The sequence below is a fragment of the Pseudoduganella sp. GCM10020061 genome, from assembly GCF_042683405.1.
Taxonomy (GTDB): domain Bacteria; phylum Pseudomonadota; class Gammaproteobacteria; order Burkholderiales; family Burkholderiaceae_D; genus Telluria.
In genome coordinates, this window is record NZ_JBHUJS010000003.1 from 104,002 (window position 1) to 121,595 (window position 17,594).

The window sequence follows — 17,594 nt, forward strand, 5'->3', positions numbered from 1 at the left end:
CGAACGCGTGCGTATGCATCGTGATAATGTTGCTCGGCGGCATCCTATGCCAAGGGAGCGCGATAAATCGCAGAGGAATATGAGAACTCAAGCAGATTCCCGGATTGAAACCGTGAATCGACTATAAGCTGGTCGCTTCATAATTAGAACGTAGAAATTTATAAGCCCACCCTAGGACCGGCCTTGGAGAAAGACGCAAAAATGAGCGCGATGCAAGGTTAAAAATTAACGCAGGTAATCTAATATGTCCCGATCGGAACATAAAAAACTGCAATCTGAACTCTTTTTTTAAATATGACATGCCTCGGCGCCGCGATAGCATGCCACTACCAGCACTGACATTTACCAGCGGAGTATCAAGATTCGCGCAAACTGCGCCCGCATTCAGGGCACGCACCCATAAATAATAGTCCTCCACACCCGAGAACGAGTTGTACCCACCAAGAGAGCGCAACAGTGCTGTCCGAATAAAAACCGTCACGTGATTGAACGGACAACGATAACGGGAGAACTTGCGAATATCATCGATTGACAGAGGTGCCTTCCTAACAGAAACTATTCCGCCCGAATCCCATTCATTTATATGCCCGCCAACAATATCCATATGTGGATGGGCCTGGATGAAGTCGGTTTGAACTTTGAATCGTTGTCCGTGCAACCAATCATCCGGGTCCATACGCGCTACATAGTCAGAGTCGCAATAATCCAAGCCAGCATCAAGCGCCTCCGAAAATCCGACCATCGCCTCTCTCTCAACCATCACGAACGTCAGCGAGGGAAAAGTTAGCTGGATTGACTCACGGAAACTGCGTGCCTTGATTCCGTTGAGCACTAGGATGACGCTGTCAGGCTGGGCGGTCTGACCCAAAAACGATTCGAAACAACGGACGAGATCGCGGAACTCATCAGTGTCGCTGAACACCATGAGAACCGAAAAATTAACATTGATAGAGGACATCTGCATAGCTCTCAATCATTTTTTTATATTTAAAAAGGGACAAATCTGGCGGCACCAAAGGCAACTGCAACTGACGAACCTGGCTAAGCGAACGAGCAAACTGACGTTCAGAATCGGCGAATACCACACCATCAAACCCTACAATTTTCTGCAACTCAACGAAAATATCCAATTTCAGGCAAACAATCGGCATCCCAGACGCCATCGCCTCAATAAAGACCAATCCGAAACCCTCGCTGAGCGAGGGTATAATTAAGCAGTCATAGCTAGAAAAAAGCGAAGGTACGTCATTCACCTGTCCGAGAAAAGAAATATCACTCCGGCAGGCAGCGAACGATCTCAATTCCGATTCACAGGGCCCCGTACCCGCAACAGCGAGCACATCGCCATCAACCGCAACTTCTATAAACGACGTAATACCAAGCTTCACATTTTTCACTGGGCTTAGAGCCGACACAATAAGAAAACGCGTAGCTCTTCGTGTTGTTCTCGGAACTCCCCATCGGGCTACCACGAAAAACTTCTCGTCTACAGCGTTATAGATCACCTTTTTTTTTAACCCATCCGGCAGAGACCGCGCAACCTGCTCTGACACGCACACTACCAAATCAAACCTGCGCAACGCGCGGAGATGAACTCGATAGACTATTCTCCCAAACCACTTATAATTCAAAGCGTATTCGGCAGAGATGCAACTATGTACGGTCGTCGAATAGCTTACCCCGCGAAATAAGATCGAAAGCAATGCAGCAACAACATCAGGCAAAAAACACGACGAGTGCAGCCGTTTGACCGGAGCGCTTCGCATGGCCACCAACAGCTTAGCTAATCCATGTATCAATAAAACTGCGTCAAAAAGACGCATAGAAAGCGAAAGCCTTGGCGACCTGGCGGCGCTACGCAGATACACGACGCTCGCGCCCGGAATAGAGTTCGCAAGGGATTCCATCAGTTTATTAGGCGCGGTTTGCGCTTTTCTTGGAAGTAAAAACAGCATATATCAGCCCGGTAATCCCCAGCAACAAATGCAAAGAAACAAACTTGAAATAAGACAACCCAAAAGTGGGCATTAAAATTACCTTGATTGCAGTCTTTATCGAACCTTTCGGATTCCTAAAGACCAATGACTTATACCTAGAAGACAAACCATCACACTGATATTCCACTTGCACCACCCTACGTCCAATCGCGTGAAAACAGTTCCTTCGATGCAATGCACTCCACAAATAGGCCTCGGTTAAGAAGAACTCATCAACGCAATCTGGGAATGGGCGCTTGGCCATCTCTGATGTCGGCACAACCCTAGTGCAATCCTGACTGATCTTAAAATACTGCCTATAACTCACACTAGTGCCAGCATACTCAAAAGGCACGCCTTGCATAGTGGGAAATATGCAAAACCTAACTCCGCAATTTATCAGATCCTTCACACACTCAACAGCATCTGGATATAGTAAATCGTCGCTATCGACAATCATCGTGTACTCGTACTTGCAGAATGAAATCGCACTATTTATGGCAACGTGCTTCCCCCGATTTCTCTCATGAATATGATATTCAAATTCAAATTTTCGATCTTTAGCAGTTGCTACGGCATTTAAAAAGCCGCGAGTACCATCGGACGACCCATCGTCAACGACAACCCATTTAAACTCTAAATCGCTCTGCTCAAGAAGGCTCAAGTAGAGCCGCTCTAATAAAGTACATCTGTTTAACGTGGCTGTAACTATGTTGAGCACTACAAGCCCCAGAAATTAATCATATTCTGACCATTGAACGATATCTCATTCAATCCCAAATCATTCTTGACAAGCCAGCGAAAGAACTGCAGCACAAACATCACACCCAATGGGATCAATAAAAACCGCCTTATACCGCCTCGACAAACGGAAAGGGCATAAGAATAATACAAAGGAAAAAACACAATAACGGCCAATCCCATCCTTGAACCCAAATTGCCTATCTCACGGAAATAGATCAGAAACAGCAGAGAGAAGTACATCAAAACCTGCACGTCTGACGAAACCGCGTGCTTGACCTTAGTTGACGAAAAACCTATAGCAAACCACGTGAGCAACGGGAACAAAATAAGAGGAGAATAAATTGGAATACTGGCTAGCAAACGCTCGCCGTAATACGCGTAGCGATATTGCAGATCGGAATCTAATAGCGAAAATAACTGTGCGAACTTCGACCCAACAGGAAAAACAATAGCGACGAGAATCAGTAACACCTGGAACAGGAAATTCACGCGCACTATTCGCGTCGCATATGATATAACCATAAAGATCGCAGAGCTCGTGTGTGTCAACACCGCGACTACGAACATGAATAACTTTCCTCGCTCGCGACGAAAAACGCAAATCGCCGTGAGAACAAAAAGCATCGCGAAAGTTTGCCTGGTCGAAAACAAGGGAGCCTGATACAACGCCGGATTAAAAAGCATGAGCGAAAATCCGACAGGACCAAAATACCGGTAAGATAAACTCAGGGCCAAAATCGCAAAAAGAAGAGCAGTGAAAAACAGGTATTGATCCTGTGTCGCAAAACTTCCTAATACAGTCAAATACGATGGGTAAACAATTTCACTTCCAAACTGAGTGAAGTCCAGACCAGAGTCAGCCGCTTCTGCAAATAGATGAAGATATCGTTCTACATCACTGACCCTGTCAATAGTTGACGATACCAGAGCAACGACAATCGCCACTAACACAAAGCCAAGTTTTTTTACTGGCGCGGATCGTAGGAATAACACAGCAAACGCAGCTAACACGAGTCCGGCCATTGGGGACAGCGCGACGAGACTGGTTATTACAATACCCCACGAAAGAAATTTCGCGACATAATGAATTCGATTTTCAGCGCCACCTTGAGCGGCATAATTGTTCGGTGCCTGTAACATTCCAGCAATACCTCAAATAGCCCTACACGATTTAAACCTGCAAGCCGCGAAAGACACAGAAAGTAGTTTCTCTGGGTAGGCGACATGCAAGCGCCGTGCTTTTCGAGAATTTTTCTGAATCCAGTCGCTCTTTTGATCGAACTTGTAATGCGGTTTGGTGAATCCAGCGTCGCAAAGTAATCGAGGGTATCCCATTTGATCATTTTGCCGCCGTGTTTCAGCACCCGCATCCAAAGCTCCCAATCCTGACTCCCAGTCATCTCTTCATCGAATCCGCCTGCTTCCACCAAGAGATCCTTCCGGATCAAGCAGGAGATCCCGACTATGCACTGCTCGAAAAAGTCATGCAGTCCAAAGATGCCAGGCACATCACCCTTAAATCTTGAATGCGAGTCGCCCTCGACTTTGACAGTGGTGGTACCCAAGAATTTATAAGTGGCAGAGTCGTCACCTTGCATGAAGCCAATAAGATTTTTTATTCGATCCACGCCCAAAAAATCATCATCATCCAAAAACGTTATCCATGCTGTTGTCGCAAGCCTCGACCCGACGTTCCGTCCAAATGGGGCCCCTTTTTTTCCACCGGTGTAGTGGTAGATCAACTCTACGCCTAAACAACTAAAATCGATGTCAAGCGGGATCGTCCCATCGTCTATCAAAATAACTTCAAACCGCCTGTCAGTTTGCGCCGCGCAACTCCGCAATGCGCGTTCACATAAACTAGGCCGATCACATGTAGTTAGTACAACACTAATCAACGGATGCTTTTCCATTATCCTATTTCATCAAACTTTAAAACGGCCGCCTCGAATCCCTTAGGCAGATCGAGGAATTCCAATTAGTTTATAAAGTGATCGTGTCCAGTCACGATTGAGCACATGACTGAGCGCAATGTATATCGAGGCCGACACACAAGCCCCCACAGCCAGACGTGTAACCGACTGGGTTAATGGTGCAACCAAAATATAAGTAGGCCAGAGCGCCAGTAGCGAGAGGAGCATCGGCCGCAGCGTCGCTAATAAGTATTCCGAAAAAGTAGCTTGGGTAAGCGGTCGAACTATCAATATCCAAACTAAGCAGAACTGAAACATATTCCAATACATCAGTGCTCTCGCAATTCCAATCGGTCCATAGAATGCCCCCAACCAAAGGCAAGGGGCAACGATAAACGCTAACGCCAGATTCCATTTGAGCGAGAGATCGGCACGTCCCATTCCTAGCAAAAGACTACCAGCAGGATTTCCCGTAGCTCGAAGGAAGCCCCAAAGCGCTAACGGGACGAGGAGCTCAGTCGACTGAGCCCACTGCGGGCCCAGCACAGCGTGTACAACCTCAGGCGCGAAGATAGCCATGCCCATGTATAGAGGAGCATTAGCAGACGAAGTCATATTCAATGACATGAGAAAGATTGCACGAACAAGGGGCACCTCAGCTTGGACTTGAGCAATGACTGGAAATCCGACACGATTCACAATTGGATTTATTAGTCCTTGAACTTGGAATACAAGAGCACGAGGAATACTCAGATATCCTAATGCCTGTGCGCCAAGCAGGCGACCGGCTAGCATTAAATCTACATTTCGATTGAACTCGTTCAGCAAATTACTCATGACGAGAGCACCACCGAAGCCCGCGTAACCTCGAACGTCGTCCAGACGGAACTTTAATTTCGGACGCCAACCTTCAGACAAGAAGATCCACGCAAAGATTGCATTACTAGTCGAGCAAGCTACGGAGCTTATAACCAACGAATAGAAGCCTGCACCAGAGTAGGCGCAGATCACTGCGAGAACAAACGCCATCACAGCAGAAAAAACTTCTATTAGCGTAACGACACGAAAATTTAAACTCTTTTCCGCATTCATGCGAAGCTGCTGCCCAGTCGCGTTGATGAGCAGAGTCAAAGCTGCAAAAATGAGGGCACCCTGCAACTCAACACTTCCGAACCACAGCGATACAATATGGCTAACGCAGACAACGAGAACGAAAATTAAACTAGCAATTGCTACGTTGAGCCAAAATAGGCTATTTCGTTCATCATCGGTCACAACCCGACGCTGCATAAATGCACTGCTCAGCCCCATATCCGCAAACAAGGTAGCAAAGCCTAAAACCACGGTTACCATCGCCATCAGGCCAAAATCGCTGGGCGGAAGAAGTCGCGCTAGAATTGCAACTTGGGCTACCTGCAAGCAAGCGCGTAATCCGCCACCGAGCGTAGTCCACCGCACGGCCGAAAAAACTCTACTTTTGATAGTGGGCTCCACGCTAATTTTCCCGTCGTTTAGTAAAATCTAAAGTGGCGCCCATATTGGAGATTCCCACTCAACGTCCAGTCGAAATGCGCTTTATCGTACGCGCGATGCGCAAGGCCAAACTATAAGTTTTCGGAAATCGAGTGATATAAGGAAAGCGGATATTGTCGTAACTGTCCGCCATCTTAACCAGTTCACCGCCTAGCGGAGTTCTTTCGGCACTCGCAAAAATCCGGTTTATCACCGCGAACCTTTGATTCCAGTCCAAATGATTAAGTGCGTACTCTCTAGCCTGCGATCGATATTGGGATAGATTGTTCACATCACGCAAAAAAAACTCCATTTGCTTACAGAAGGAATCAATATCCACTTCACTAATAGGCCAGTAATACCCATCTGCGCGACAATAAAATTTCTGGACCCTTGCGACACGTGACGGAGGCTCGATAAATTCGTTCATTGGCGCATTGTCTATTGTCACTACAGGAAGACCGCACGAAATTGCCTCCGCGACTGTCAAGCCAATACCCTCAAGACGGGACGGGTAAAGGTAAACGTCGCCTAGATGATACAACCCTGGGGCGGGTACTGTTTTCGTGATGACTTCCAGCCGTCCCGCAGCTTTTAGCCCTTTGATCAGGTGGACTACTTCAGGCAAAGCATTCTCCAAGTCGGCTTGGGAATGTATTAGTAGGCGACAATTAGCATAGGATTGAATTAGACGATCAAACGCACATATCGCAAGATCAGTACCCTTCCTGCGAGGACTCATACCGGCGGAGTGGAAGAAAACAACATCCCGCCCATCGCAGGACGCAGGAACGCCGAAGCCCTGCGGATGAAAAACATTTACGTCCGTTCCCCAAGGGACATAATGACATTGCGGATGCCACGAAAAGGCAGAAAAATGCCTTTTTGTATTGCATATAAGAAAATCATAAATGCCAAACAGGGGGAGGGTCAGTTCGGTATAATAATCGATGTAAGCCCCTGTCTTCACCCCTAGTCTCTTGCACAGCAATACCGTTTGCCACCAGTTTTGCTCATTAAAAAACACCACATCGATGTTTAAATTGAGCAACCATTTCGAAAAGTCCGCTTCATCAATATAAGTACCGGTATTGGGCATTGGATATGTCTTTGCCCAAGTAACGTTGGGCGTGTCCCATTCCGGGTCCCCGATTGCCCGTGCTTCACCGCCCCTTGCGTAAATAAAAACTTGATTTTCTTCGGAGAGCGCCCGCACATATGCCTTAGAAACGTACGCGGCACCGCGCTCAAACCAAGTCGTAACAATTCCAATATTCATCTAATGTGTATTCGGTATCAACTTTTGTTTGCATGCCAGGTTATAAAGAGACTTTCAACAATTCTTTCACATGCCTTGCCATCACCATATGGATTATGAGCTTGACTCATGCGCAGGTATTCCTCTTTATCCAGCAGTAATCGTGAGGTTTCCTCCACAATCTTTGCGACGTCCGTTCCGACAAGCCGCGCAGTTCCGGCCGAAATGGCTTCAGGTCTCTCGCTGTTGTCCCGCATGACCAACAATGGCTTTCCTAATGAAGGTGCTTCCTCCTGAATCCCACCCGAATCCGTTAATATTAATTCGGAACGCTGCATAAGATAGACAAACGGCAAATAGTCAAGCGGCGGAATCAAATATATGTTCGCAACCCCGCCTAGCAGTCGATACGCAGGCTCAGACACATTTGGGTTCATGTGGACCGGGTAGACTATGTCAATCTCTGGGAACAAGTGCGCAATACGGTAGAGCGCCTCACAAATCCGTTCGAAGCCACTACCGAAGCTCTCGCGACGATGGCCAGTGACCAGTATGACCTTTCGGCTCGAATCGAGAAATGCACTCGGCATTGACGCCTTCGAATACAGCTGGGGATCGGTCTTCAAGCGATAAACTGTGTGCAGCAGCGCATCAATAACGGTATTTCCGGTTACGACTATGTTATTGTCGAGTATCCCTTCGTTTAGGAGGTTCTGTCGCGCGGCAACTGTCGGAGCAAAGTGAACCTGCGCTAACACTCCGGTCAGCTTTCTGTTCGCTTCTTCCGGCCACGGGGAAAATAGATTCCCTGTACGCAGCCCAGCCTCGACATGAGCGACAGGTATCTTGTGGAAATAAGACGCTAACGATGAGGCGAAAGTGGTCCCTGTGTCTCCGTGGACAATCACGATATCGGGCTTAAATTGCGCAAATACCGCCTTCAAGCCCTGTAAAATTGACGACGTTAGATCAGCAAGATCTTGGCCGGGCTGCATGATGTTGAGATCGAATTCTGGTTGAATCGAGAACAACCGCAATACTTGATCCAACATTTCTCTATGTTGTGCCGTAACACATACCTTTGCATCGAAGCGATTATCTTTTTTAAGGGCTAACACAAGAGGAGCCATTTTAATGGCCTCAGGTCGGGTTCCAAAAACGCAAAGAACTTTCATAATCGATAATGACTTCAAAAAAACAAATGGCTGTGCCGGGCTGTCCAGCTCGGGGCCGAGCTCGACCGTTACTAACGAACACTCAATGTGCTAGATCGTCGCTCGCAAGGAGGTAACAGCTTCTGCAGATAACATGGAACCCTAGAGTGCTAGAGTCTGCCGTCTGCGCTGCCGGCAGGCAGGAGTGCTTTAACATCAAACAATATTGCGTTTTGCTTTCCAAACGACTTGATTCCTTGTGCCCCCATTCTCCTAAATTCATCGTGACCCACCGCTAGAATAATGGCATCATAAGATTCGCAAGATGGCATATCAGTTAGGCACTGGAGCTTATACTCATGCAGCGCTTCTTCGGGGTCAATCCAAGGATCGTAGATATCTACCGCGCAGTGATATGCCTGGAGATAACGCACTAAATCGACAACTTTTGTATTACGCAAGTCGGGACAGTTCTCCTTGAACGCCAAGCCGAGCACAAGAACTCGACTTTTTAGTACCGGCATGCCGCCCTTCAATAGCAACTTGATAGTCTCATCCGCTACATGCTGCGCAACGCGGTCATTTACGCGGCGGCCAGCAAGAATTACCTCGGGATGATATCCAACCTCTTGCGCCTTGTGCGTGAGGTAATAGGGGTCGACGCCAATGCAGTGCCCCCCCACGAGTCCTGGGCGGAAAGGTAAAAAATTCCATTTCGTACCCGCTGCTTCTAGCACTTCAGTTGTATCGATTCCCAACCTATGAAACAATAGACTGAGCTCGTTCATCAGAGCAATGTTAGTGTCTCGTTGGGTGTTCTCGATCACTTTCGCAGCTTCAGCAACTCTAATGCTACTCGTTCTCCAAGTCCCAGCTGTAATTATGCTTCCATAGAGCGAATCAATTGCAAGTGCAGCCTCGGGAGTACTTCCACTGGTAATTTTTTTTATTTTGGTGAGAGTATTGACTTTATCGCCGGGATTAATACGCTCAGGACTGTAGCCGCAGAAAAACCCTTTATTAAACACTAGACCGGACGCTTTCTCTAGAATCGGCACACATACTTCCTCCGTACAGCCGGGGTAGACGGTGGACTCGTATATCACGACGGAACCAGGTTTCAGAACGCCGCCAATGACTTTGGACGCCGCAATGATGGGGCCTAGGTCAGGGCGATTCGCCGCATCTATAGGCGTAGGCACCGTCACAATAAAAATTTCACATTCAAGTAATTTACGGGCATCACAAGTGAAATTGAGAAATTCGGCTGCTCTAATATTCTCGAGGGCAACCTCCATGGTTCGATCTTTTCCCGACCGCAACTCCTCAATTCGGCAGTGGTCAATATCAAATCCAACCACAGGTCGACGCTTGCCGAACTCAACCGCAAGCGGCAACCCTACGTAGCCCAAGCCAACTACCGCAATTTTTTTATTGTCAATATCCATTTAGAAATCCAAAATAGTCCCGAATAGAGTTTGGCGACTCAGCAGTGACTGATTTGACGTTAATCGGAACCAGAGTCTTGCTCAACGCCGCACAAACAGGTTACTCAACAATAGGAGGCCAGCTCACCCACTGGGCACTAATATTTATATTGCGCATATCGGTATTTGCCATACTTAGAACTAAAACCATAACCACCAATTCGGTGTCGAAGATCGTTAAACACAACACCTGCGACATTATGGCCAGCTTGGCGGAGTCGCTTGACCGTTTCGCCGACATCACCCATCGTGCTCACGTCACCACGTACGACGTTGAAAATTGCGCCGACGTGTGGGGCCACAATGAGGGCATCCGTCACCGCCAGAACGGGAGCCGTATCGATAACAACATAGTCGTAGCGTTCCGCTACGTTTTCTAGCAACGCTGCGAAGTACGGATGCTCCAGAAGTTCCGCAGGGCGCGGCGGTAAAACGCCAGTAGTGAGGAAGTCCACCCCTTCGACAACGTTGACATGCACTGCGGTATCAAACGTGCGCTGGCCTAGTATGATTTCAGACAGTCCGCCCTCACGGCTTAGGCCGAAGTAACGCTGTAAATAACCCTTGCGCAAATCGCCATCGATCAGAAGCACTTTCTTGCCGGCCGAGGCGAGCACCGTCGCGAAGTTGACTGAGACGAACGACTTGCCTACACCTGGCGTCGGGCCAGTGATCATCACAATTTTGTTCTTCGCCCCAAGTAAGGAGAACTGCAACGACGTACGGAAGCTACGTAGAGCCTCGATAGCACCTTCAGTTGGATCAGCCTGAGCAAGCACTGCTAATTTTTGCTTGCCGCTGCTCATGTCTGCAAAAAGCGACTCTTGCTTACTGCTGTGCGGTATTGCGGCACTGATCGGTAAACCGAGCGCGCGTTCCACCTCGCCCGGATCTTGTATTCCGCCGAACAGCGATTTTTTAATGAATGCCACAATAACGCCGATGAACAGTCCTGCGATCAGCGCAATCGCTACCATCAGCGACCGTTTAGGGCGGACCGGCACTAGCGCGACAACGGCATCATCGATCAGGCGAACGTTCCCCACCTTGCTGGCCTTCACGAGACGAAGCTGCTGTGCGCTGTTCAGTAGCGACGTGTACAGATCTGTATTAACTTTTATGTCTCGGGTTAGGCGCAGCACGTCCTGCTCAATCTGCGGCATTTTGCGGATCCGCGCGTTAACTGAGCCGAGTTCACTGTTAAGGGTCTGCATCTGCTGGGTAACTGCCACAACCAACGGATTGCTAGGCTGGTAGCGTGTGAGCAGTTCGTCCCGCTTCTGCTTCAACTCGATAAGCCGGGTCTGCGAGAGTACGGACTGCTGCAGGACAGATTTAGCTTCTTCACCGAGGTCCACCGTACCACGGCTATTGCGCAGGGCGTTATAGTTGGCCTCCGCTTGTTCGAGATTGCGCTTCATTTCTGGAAGCTGCTTCTCAAGAAACGCCAACGACTTTTCCGCCTCTTCCGACTTGCGTTCTACGTTTTGGCGCAGGTATTCGCGCCCAATTTCATTAAGGGTCGCTGCGGTTTGCACGCGGTCGGCACCTTCTAGCGAAACGCCAAGCATGCCCGACTGCTTTCCTTTTTCTGAAATAGTAAGCGCTTGCTGAAGCTGTTCCACTGTTTTGAGTAATGGATTGCGCACTATCGTGAAGGATGCTCCAGCTTTCGCATTTAACTCGGCCACTTCCACTACCAATTCACCAAACGACGTCTCGATAGAGAGCCTTTCCCCTACACGCCCTTTAGTCTCTATTCCTGCGGCACTCTGAGTAATCACGTAACTGTTATTACCAGCCGCTGTCAGCAGAAAAGGTTGCCCTTCTAGGGAAACGGGCACGTTGAAGCTGGAAATTCTTGCTTTTTCTGCGCCCCAGGCATAGCCCCCGAATCCGAATAGGCCCGGCTCGGAAAGCTCCGTCTTGCCACGGGCGAGCCAGTTCCCGAATAACGGGAAACGCGTCGGCGTTACGCTTAAGTCGAGCCGAGCGTTGGCTACCGCGCGGGATACCACATAGCGTGAGCGAATGATCTCGATTTCCGCTGTAGACGCGGACTTCATCTCGAACGCGCCGGCCAGGTCGCCCAGCATCATGCCACCGGGTGCTCCGCCATCCTCCACCTGTATCAGGATGTTCGATTGGTAAATCGGCGTCGCTATCATTGCGTAGGCGCCGCCCAGCAGTGTTACCACAAGTGCAATTACGGTGATGAGCCAGCGGCTCTCGATCAGGACGTCAAGGTACTCGGCCAGGTCGAAGGAGTCATTGTCCTGTTCCATGCCTGAGCTGGGGTTCTGTACGTTGGGAGTGACCGGTTGATTCATTTGTATCTGATTTAGTTAGTTGGATCGGCGGTTGCGTGGTCAGATTACTAGGCTATCTGTGCGATCTGTCCTGCCCATACTTGCACGCCATCTTCGATCAGCCGCTGCGCATGACGGAATTTGTCGATGCCTTCCCGGTATGGGTCGGGAATGTCCGACTTGGCTGATTCGCCCAGGCGGAACACTTTTCCACGTGCGCCGCTGTACTGGCTTTCGATGTAACGCTTTTGCTCCACGTCCATAACGAGGATGAGGTCCGCCTCAGATACAAGCGCCTGCGAGATCTGCTGCGCTACGTGCCCACTGATATCGAGCCGCTGCTCCGCCATCAGCGTAATCGCGTGCGGGTCTGCACCCTTACCTACCAATGCGCCCAAGCCAGCCGACTTCACGTTGTGTCGCGGCAGCGCGCGCTTGAGCAGAGCTTCGGCCATCGGGCTGCGGCAGATGTTTCCGATGCATACGACTAGAATGTTATTCATCGGTTGAGCTGCCCAACCGATGTCGCCGCAGTCGCTGCCGTCGGCAGGATCAAATTAATCACGCGGTTATAACGTGCCAGGCCGGAGGCATCCACGAACACCACGTCATGCGGATTCAGCTCGAAGCCTTCCGCCATCGCCAACGCCACTGGCGAACCGGCGTCTAGGTTGTACACCACCGGCTCCGGCATGTTCGCGCCACGTACCACATACACCTGGCGTGCCGCGCTGCTCAGTTGATTCAGGCCGCCCGCTTCACCCAGCGCGGCAGCCAGCGTCAGCTTGCCGTTATGCATAGGCAGCGCCGAAGGCTTGTTGACCTCACCCAGCACATACACCTTGCCCTCATCGCGGCTCGGAATACGCACCACGTCGCCCGGCGCCAGCATCAGGCGCGACATATCCGCACCCTGGCGCACCAGCTGCGGAATATTCACTGGGTACGACACGCCTCCGCGCGCCACAATCACCTGGCTCTGGTCCGCGGTCGGCAGGAAACCACCTGCACGGCTCACTGCTTCCAGCAGCGTCATCGGCACGTCGTCGATCGCCTGGCTGCCCGGAGCCTTCACGTCGCCGTCGATGAACACCTTCTTGCTGCGGTACGCCAGCACGCGCAGGGTAAGGTCAGGATTCTTGATGGACTCCACCAGGCGCTTGGACAGCAGGCTGCGCGCCTCGATCTCCGTCATGCCGGCCACCTTGATCGGGCCGACGTACGGGAACTGGATCATGCCCTGGCTGTCCACCACGAAGGCGGCCGGCGATTGCGCGCCGGAGCTCGACAGCGCCTGGGCGCCGGTCGCAGCAATGTTCAGTTCAGGGTGGTTCCACACCAGGATCGACAGCAGGTCGCCCGGGCCGATCACGTACGGACGCGCTTCGCCGAACAGGGCTTGCACGCGCTTGTCGGCGTTCTGCTCCTTGGCGATGCGCTCTTCCTGGATCAGGTCGGGGGTGATCAGCTTGATGACCGGCTCGGGCATCGGCGCGGTGTGGGTGCTCGGCACGCGGTCGACATCGATGCGCATGCCCGGCTCCATGTTGGCGCAGCCGGTAAGAACAATAGGGAACACGGCGACAAAGCTCGCAAGCTTCAGCGCCCTAGACAGGGTGACAGACATCGATTTTTCCGGTGACTCTTCAGGCCTACAGTTTGGATACGGTGCTGGTTTTTTTATATTTATGTGCCACTTTTACCAGTAAGCAATTGCCATGAGACCGGAAAAGTACCACTACAACCAACTAACCCCGCATTGTACACACGGAATTTCCTAGGTCCAAGCATTATGACGGGCGGCATTGTCAGCCTGGACAGAGCGAAAAACAACGGTAAATACGATTATTTCAGTGAGCAATATGGCATACAGATGTCAGTGTGAAATCTCACCTACAGCCGCAAGGGCTCCCGCTGAGCCTGCTCCCCCGCAACTGCGGGGCGACGATTATCAAAAGTGGTGTGCGAATGGTATTAGTGCCAAAGTGCAATAATCACCCAATGTAACGCCATTGTGTAAATATGTCAGTGTTATGTAATCAAATGTCGCTGCAAATTATTTCGGCATGTCGCATTTTTGCCATTCGAATGATTCGGTAGCCCTTTATAAGGTTGTCGCAGCGCAACATTCGGTTTTTTGAACGCAGCAGAATCAGGCCACCGACGCTTGAACGGAGGCTGATGAGATGGCGCTGTCCCGCATGCTGCCTGCTGTCCTGCTATCGCTGGTGGCGTCCGCCGCCCTTGCCCAAACCAAGGCCGAGATCGATGCGGCCAAGGCGGCGCTCGACCTCAAGGTGTATCAGGCCACGGTCAACGCGCTGATCGCCCAGCGCGAGGCGGAAGCGCGCAAGGCTACTGCGGAGGCGGAACGGGCGGAACTGCTGGCCCGCCTGCCGCCGGCATCCAGCAAAGCGCTGCCTGGCGAGATGGACGTGTCCAAATTCGGCGCCGCCGGCCTGGTGAGGGCTTTCGACCTGGCTCGGGAGCTGGCGCCGGAGGTGTGCGCCGCCCTGCCCTCGGGCGCGCGCACGGTCGTCCACGATCCGCAGTCTACCCAGGGCGTGGTCACTGCCCGTATCGTCAACGATGGCATCGCGCACATGAACCGCAGCCTGGAGCAGCAGGCGCGCGAGCTACAGGATGTGATCGACCGGTACACGCCCGCCGGCACCAAGCGCACGCAGCTCTCCGCGGTGGGGCTGGCGGCAGTGCCGGCGGTGGTCAAATCGCTGGCGGACATCACCGGCCTGTTCAAGACGGACTTGACCGCGCAAGGCATTGCGTATGGGGATGGCGCGCGTGAGCTGTTCACTACGGCGCTGGCGCAGTCGTGCCCAGACAAGCTGATTGGCTTCGGCAGGGGCTACCTCGGTGAGCTGGATCCGGCCCAGCACGCGCAACTGGTTGCGCGGGTGCGTGCGCTGGTCCTGCTGCGGGGGCAGAACGCCAATCGCATCGCCGTGATCGAGCGGCTGGCGGATGCCGCCAAGGGCGACCTCAAGAAGGAGCTCGGCCGCGTGGCGGACACCGCCAGCGAACTGCTGGAAGCGGTCGACGAGTTCGTCGAATCGCTCAAAGTCGGCGAGGCCAGCGACAAGAGCCCGCTCTACAACGCGGCGCGTTACATGGGCTATGCGAACCGCGTGCGCGACGCGCTCGTGCTGGACTTCGCCTTGCGGCTTGAGGGGCTCACGCTGGTCAAGGACAACCTGTTCACCGGCCAGCACGTGCGGCTGTCTGGCGTGGCGTTCCTGTGGTACCGGGTGCACGAGCCGGACGGCCGCCTGCGCACAGCGAACACCGTGCGCCGTATCACGCAGCCCGTACGCGTCGACCTGCGCGGCGCCGATGCCACAGACACCTTCTGGTCCCGCTAACTCCCGGGGACTGTCCCCAGCAGGGACCGTCCCCTAATCCTTAGCCCGCCCCCTCCAACCATCGCCTCCTCAGGTACGCTGAACGCACCAGGAGGAGAAGCAGCCCGCAGACGAGCATTGCCGAATGGCTGGGCTCGGGTACCGTGCTGACGCTCAACAAAGCGGAATCGGGCTGCCCGAATGCATCCCAACTCCCGGGTGCATCGGATTCCACGTAAATGGGGACAGACCCCATTTCATATCCAAAAATGGGGTCTGTCCCCATTTCAGGCGGAGGTGTGCTCCACTGCGCGATGCGACGCTGCCGCCAATGCCCGATAAAGGGTTCGCGCACCAGTATTGGCGATCGCCATCTGCCAATTTCACCTGGCGCTACAGTCGGCCATGGGCCAAGCCCACTACGCCCCTACCCATTCTGCTTAGACAAAAGGCGCCGTTGAGCAGCGATGAACTCTCCCACTTCCTGCAAGTGCTCATGGCTCCACCGGCTTCCCGAAAGGTGCGGAATCACGACCACGAGCCTGCCGTCGTACACCTGATGATGCAAATATTTGCTTGGAGCGTAAGCGTGGCGAACAAAAGTTGAACTCAGTCCCCCGGTAAAGGCCCGCGCGAATTCGTTCACATGCCCAATACCCGTACAGATGATGAGCTCGGGAAGGTGTTCGTCCGCCCATTTGCGAACGACAGCGAGACGATGGTGGCGACACCAATCGAGGTAGCTCGCCTTCTCAACGAAGCCGGATTCCACCTGAGCTTCCGCTGACCAATCAGCGACAGTCAGGCAAGGATACGGGTAGATGTTACCTTTAAAGAAACCGCGCGAACCGTGCACGAAAGGCTGGTACTTTTCAGCGAACGTGGGCCACTCCTCGACGCTGTACCCGTGGACCGCCGCGAGCAGTTTGAAAGCGTTTCGGTTGTAGTTGTATGCGCTTTGCCGTTCGATCGAATTCGTGGTATCCGTATCGTCCAGTTCCGAGCCCTCATAGTCGGAATCCCCGTGCTCAATGCCGAACAGCCATATCGATCGGAATTCTGGAGTGCCTGCATCGCCCCCATCGCATCCGGACCATTTTCCCAGTGCCCACTCCCTGAATGACGCCGGGTCGCCAGTCTTACGAATGCCCACGAAGAACTCGAGGTACCCGGAAACCAGCCGGCCCTGATCATCCGTAAAGCTCTGCGTAGGCGTCAGTCCGATTGCGACAGGATCATTCCATTGTCCCTTACTCTTCCAATTTGCCAGCTCGGTGGCAAACTTCGTTGGAGTGCCAACTTGTTTTCCGCAGTAGGTGTTCAGGAATCGGTACACACCATCGACATAAGGACTACTGCGCGCCGCCACATTTGTCACGACGGTATAAACCCCCACTTGCATCAAGGGAACGTTCGGGCGATCGAGGCCAAAATCGCGCTCCATGCCACCGGTCAACGGCGCAGTCGAACCTTGATTAGCGCTGTAATGCTTGAGCTCGATGATGCAAAGTGGGCGGGATGGCACCTCATCTTTCGCCAGTACGACGATGTCCAGGTTGCGCCGCTCGCCAGGTTCCTGTTGATACCCCATCTCCTGAATTGCCATCCAGCCGCACTGCCTCAAGTGGACCAGCAGCTCACCCTGCAGCGTTTTTTCAGGATTGCCGAAGCAGGATACTTCCAAGAGCGGTAACGCAGGAGTGGATTGCGGCCCCTTTTTGAAAAAGCGAACAACGTTTTCCTGCAGAGCTTTGAGGGGCATATTTCATCCTGTAATTGGAGCGCATCGCTGAGGATCGCGTATGCCGATCATATTATTTCGACACGACAACGGTCAACGCTGCTCTTCAATACGTCACGGAGCGTAGTGATGCCGTCGGCT

At 52.0% G+C, this 17,594-nt stretch carries 14 protein-coding genes; 1 reads left to right on the forward strand and 13 read right to left on the reverse strand.

All coding sequences use genetic code 11. From position 1 onward, the window contains the following. Positions 1 to 121 precede the first annotated feature (121 nt). From ACFSQR_RS07915 to ACFSQR_RS07970, 12 genes are all read right to left on the reverse strand, one after another. Positions 122 to 958 (reverse strand): glycosyltransferase, encoded by an 837-nt coding sequence (locus ACFSQR_RS07915; RefSeq protein ID WP_377729148.1) that lies wholly within the window; start codon positions 956 to 958, stop codon positions 122 to 124. Next, positions 939 to 1,955, reverse strand: a complete 1,017-nt coding sequence (locus ACFSQR_RS07920; protein WP_377729149.1) for a glycosyltransferase family 4 protein — start codon at positions 1,953 to 1,955, stop codon at positions 939 to 941. Before ACFSQR_RS07920 ends, ACFSQR_RS07915 begins: the two co-directional genes overlap by 20 nt. Then, positions 1,915 to 2,697, reverse strand: a complete 783-nt coding sequence (locus tag ACFSQR_RS07925; protein ID WP_377729150.1) for a glycosyltransferase family A protein — start codon at positions 2,695 to 2,697, stop codon at positions 1,915 to 1,917. The genes ACFSQR_RS07920 and ACFSQR_RS07925 overlap by 41 nt, the downstream gene beginning before the upstream one ends. Beyond that, the gene (locus tag ACFSQR_RS07930; protein ID WP_377729152.1) at positions 2,697 to 3,860 is read right to left on the reverse strand and encodes an EpsG family protein; all 1,164 of its coding nucleotides are present in this window, start codon (positions 3,858 to 3,860) and stop codon (positions 2,697 to 2,699) included. The genes ACFSQR_RS07925 and ACFSQR_RS07930 overlap by 1 nt, the downstream gene beginning before the upstream one ends. Further along, a complete protein-coding gene (locus tag ACFSQR_RS07935) occupies positions 3,770 to 4,633 on the reverse strand; it encodes a glycosyltransferase family 2 protein (protein WP_377729153.1) in 864 nt (287 codons plus the stop codon). Before ACFSQR_RS07935 ends, ACFSQR_RS07930 begins: the two co-directional genes overlap by 91 nt. 42 nt (positions 4,634 to 4,675) lie before the next feature. Next, positions 4,676 to 6,127: an MOP flippase family protein gene (locus ACFSQR_RS07940; RefSeq protein ID WP_377729154.1), complete on the reverse strand. Its 1,452-nt coding sequence runs from the start codon at positions 6,125 to 6,127 to the stop codon at positions 4,676 to 4,678. A 58-nt stretch (positions 6,128 to 6,185) separates the two neighbouring features. Then, positions 6,186 to 7,424 (reverse strand): glycosyltransferase family 4 protein, encoded by a 1,239-nt coding sequence (locus ACFSQR_RS07945; protein WP_377729155.1) that lies wholly within the window; start codon positions 7,422 to 7,424, stop codon positions 6,186 to 6,188. A 17-nt stretch (positions 7,425 to 7,441) separates the two neighbouring features. Continuing rightward, positions 7,442 to 8,581, reverse strand: a complete 1,140-nt coding sequence (gene wecB, locus ACFSQR_RS07950; RefSeq protein ID WP_377729949.1) for a non-hydrolyzing UDP-N-acetylglucosamine 2-epimerase — start codon at positions 8,579 to 8,581, stop codon at positions 7,442 to 7,444. A gap of 146 nt (positions 8,582 to 8,727) precedes the next feature. Next, the gene (gene tviB / locus ACFSQR_RS07955; RefSeq protein ID WP_377729156.1) at positions 8,728 to 10,005 is read right to left on the reverse strand and encodes a Vi polysaccharide biosynthesis UDP-N-acetylglucosamine C-6 dehydrogenase TviB; all 1,278 of its coding nucleotides are present in this window, start codon (positions 10,003 to 10,005) and stop codon (positions 8,728 to 8,730) included. Between the two features lie 137 nt (positions 10,006 to 10,142). Continuing rightward, positions 10,143 to 12,374 carry a polysaccharide biosynthesis tyrosine autokinase gene (locus ACFSQR_RS07960; RefSeq protein ID WP_377729157.1) on the reverse strand — a complete coding sequence of 744 codons (2,232 nt, stop codon included), beginning with the start codon at positions 12,372 to 12,374 and terminating at the stop codon, positions 10,143 to 10,145. 47 nt (positions 12,375 to 12,421) lie between these two features. Continuing rightward, positions 12,422 to 12,856 (reverse strand): low molecular weight protein-tyrosine-phosphatase, encoded by a 435-nt coding sequence (locus ACFSQR_RS07965; RefSeq protein ID WP_377729158.1) that lies wholly within the window; start codon positions 12,854 to 12,856, stop codon positions 12,422 to 12,424. Continuing rightward, on the reverse strand, positions 12,853 to 13,980 hold the full coding sequence (locus ACFSQR_RS07970) for a polysaccharide biosynthesis/export family protein (protein ID WP_377729160.1): 1,128 nt from the start codon (positions 13,978 to 13,980) through the stop codon (positions 12,853 to 12,855). Before ACFSQR_RS07970 ends, ACFSQR_RS07965 begins: the two co-directional genes overlap by 4 nt. Positions 13,981 to 14,539: 559 nt before the next feature. Here ACFSQR_RS07970 and ACFSQR_RS07975 point away from each other — a divergent pair. Continuing rightward, positions 14,540 to 15,733 (forward strand): hypothetical protein, encoded by a 1,194-nt coding sequence (locus tag ACFSQR_RS07975; protein ID WP_377729162.1) that lies wholly within the window; start codon positions 14,540 to 14,542, stop codon positions 15,731 to 15,733. 406 nt (positions 15,734 to 16,139) lie between these two features. Here ACFSQR_RS07975 and ACFSQR_RS07980 read toward each other — a convergent pair whose 3' ends face one another. Further along, a complete protein-coding gene (locus ACFSQR_RS07980) occupies positions 16,140 to 17,474 on the reverse strand; it encodes a hypothetical protein (RefSeq protein ID WP_377729163.1) in 1,335 nt (444 codons plus the stop codon). Positions 17,475 to 17,594 lie beyond the last annotated feature (120 nt).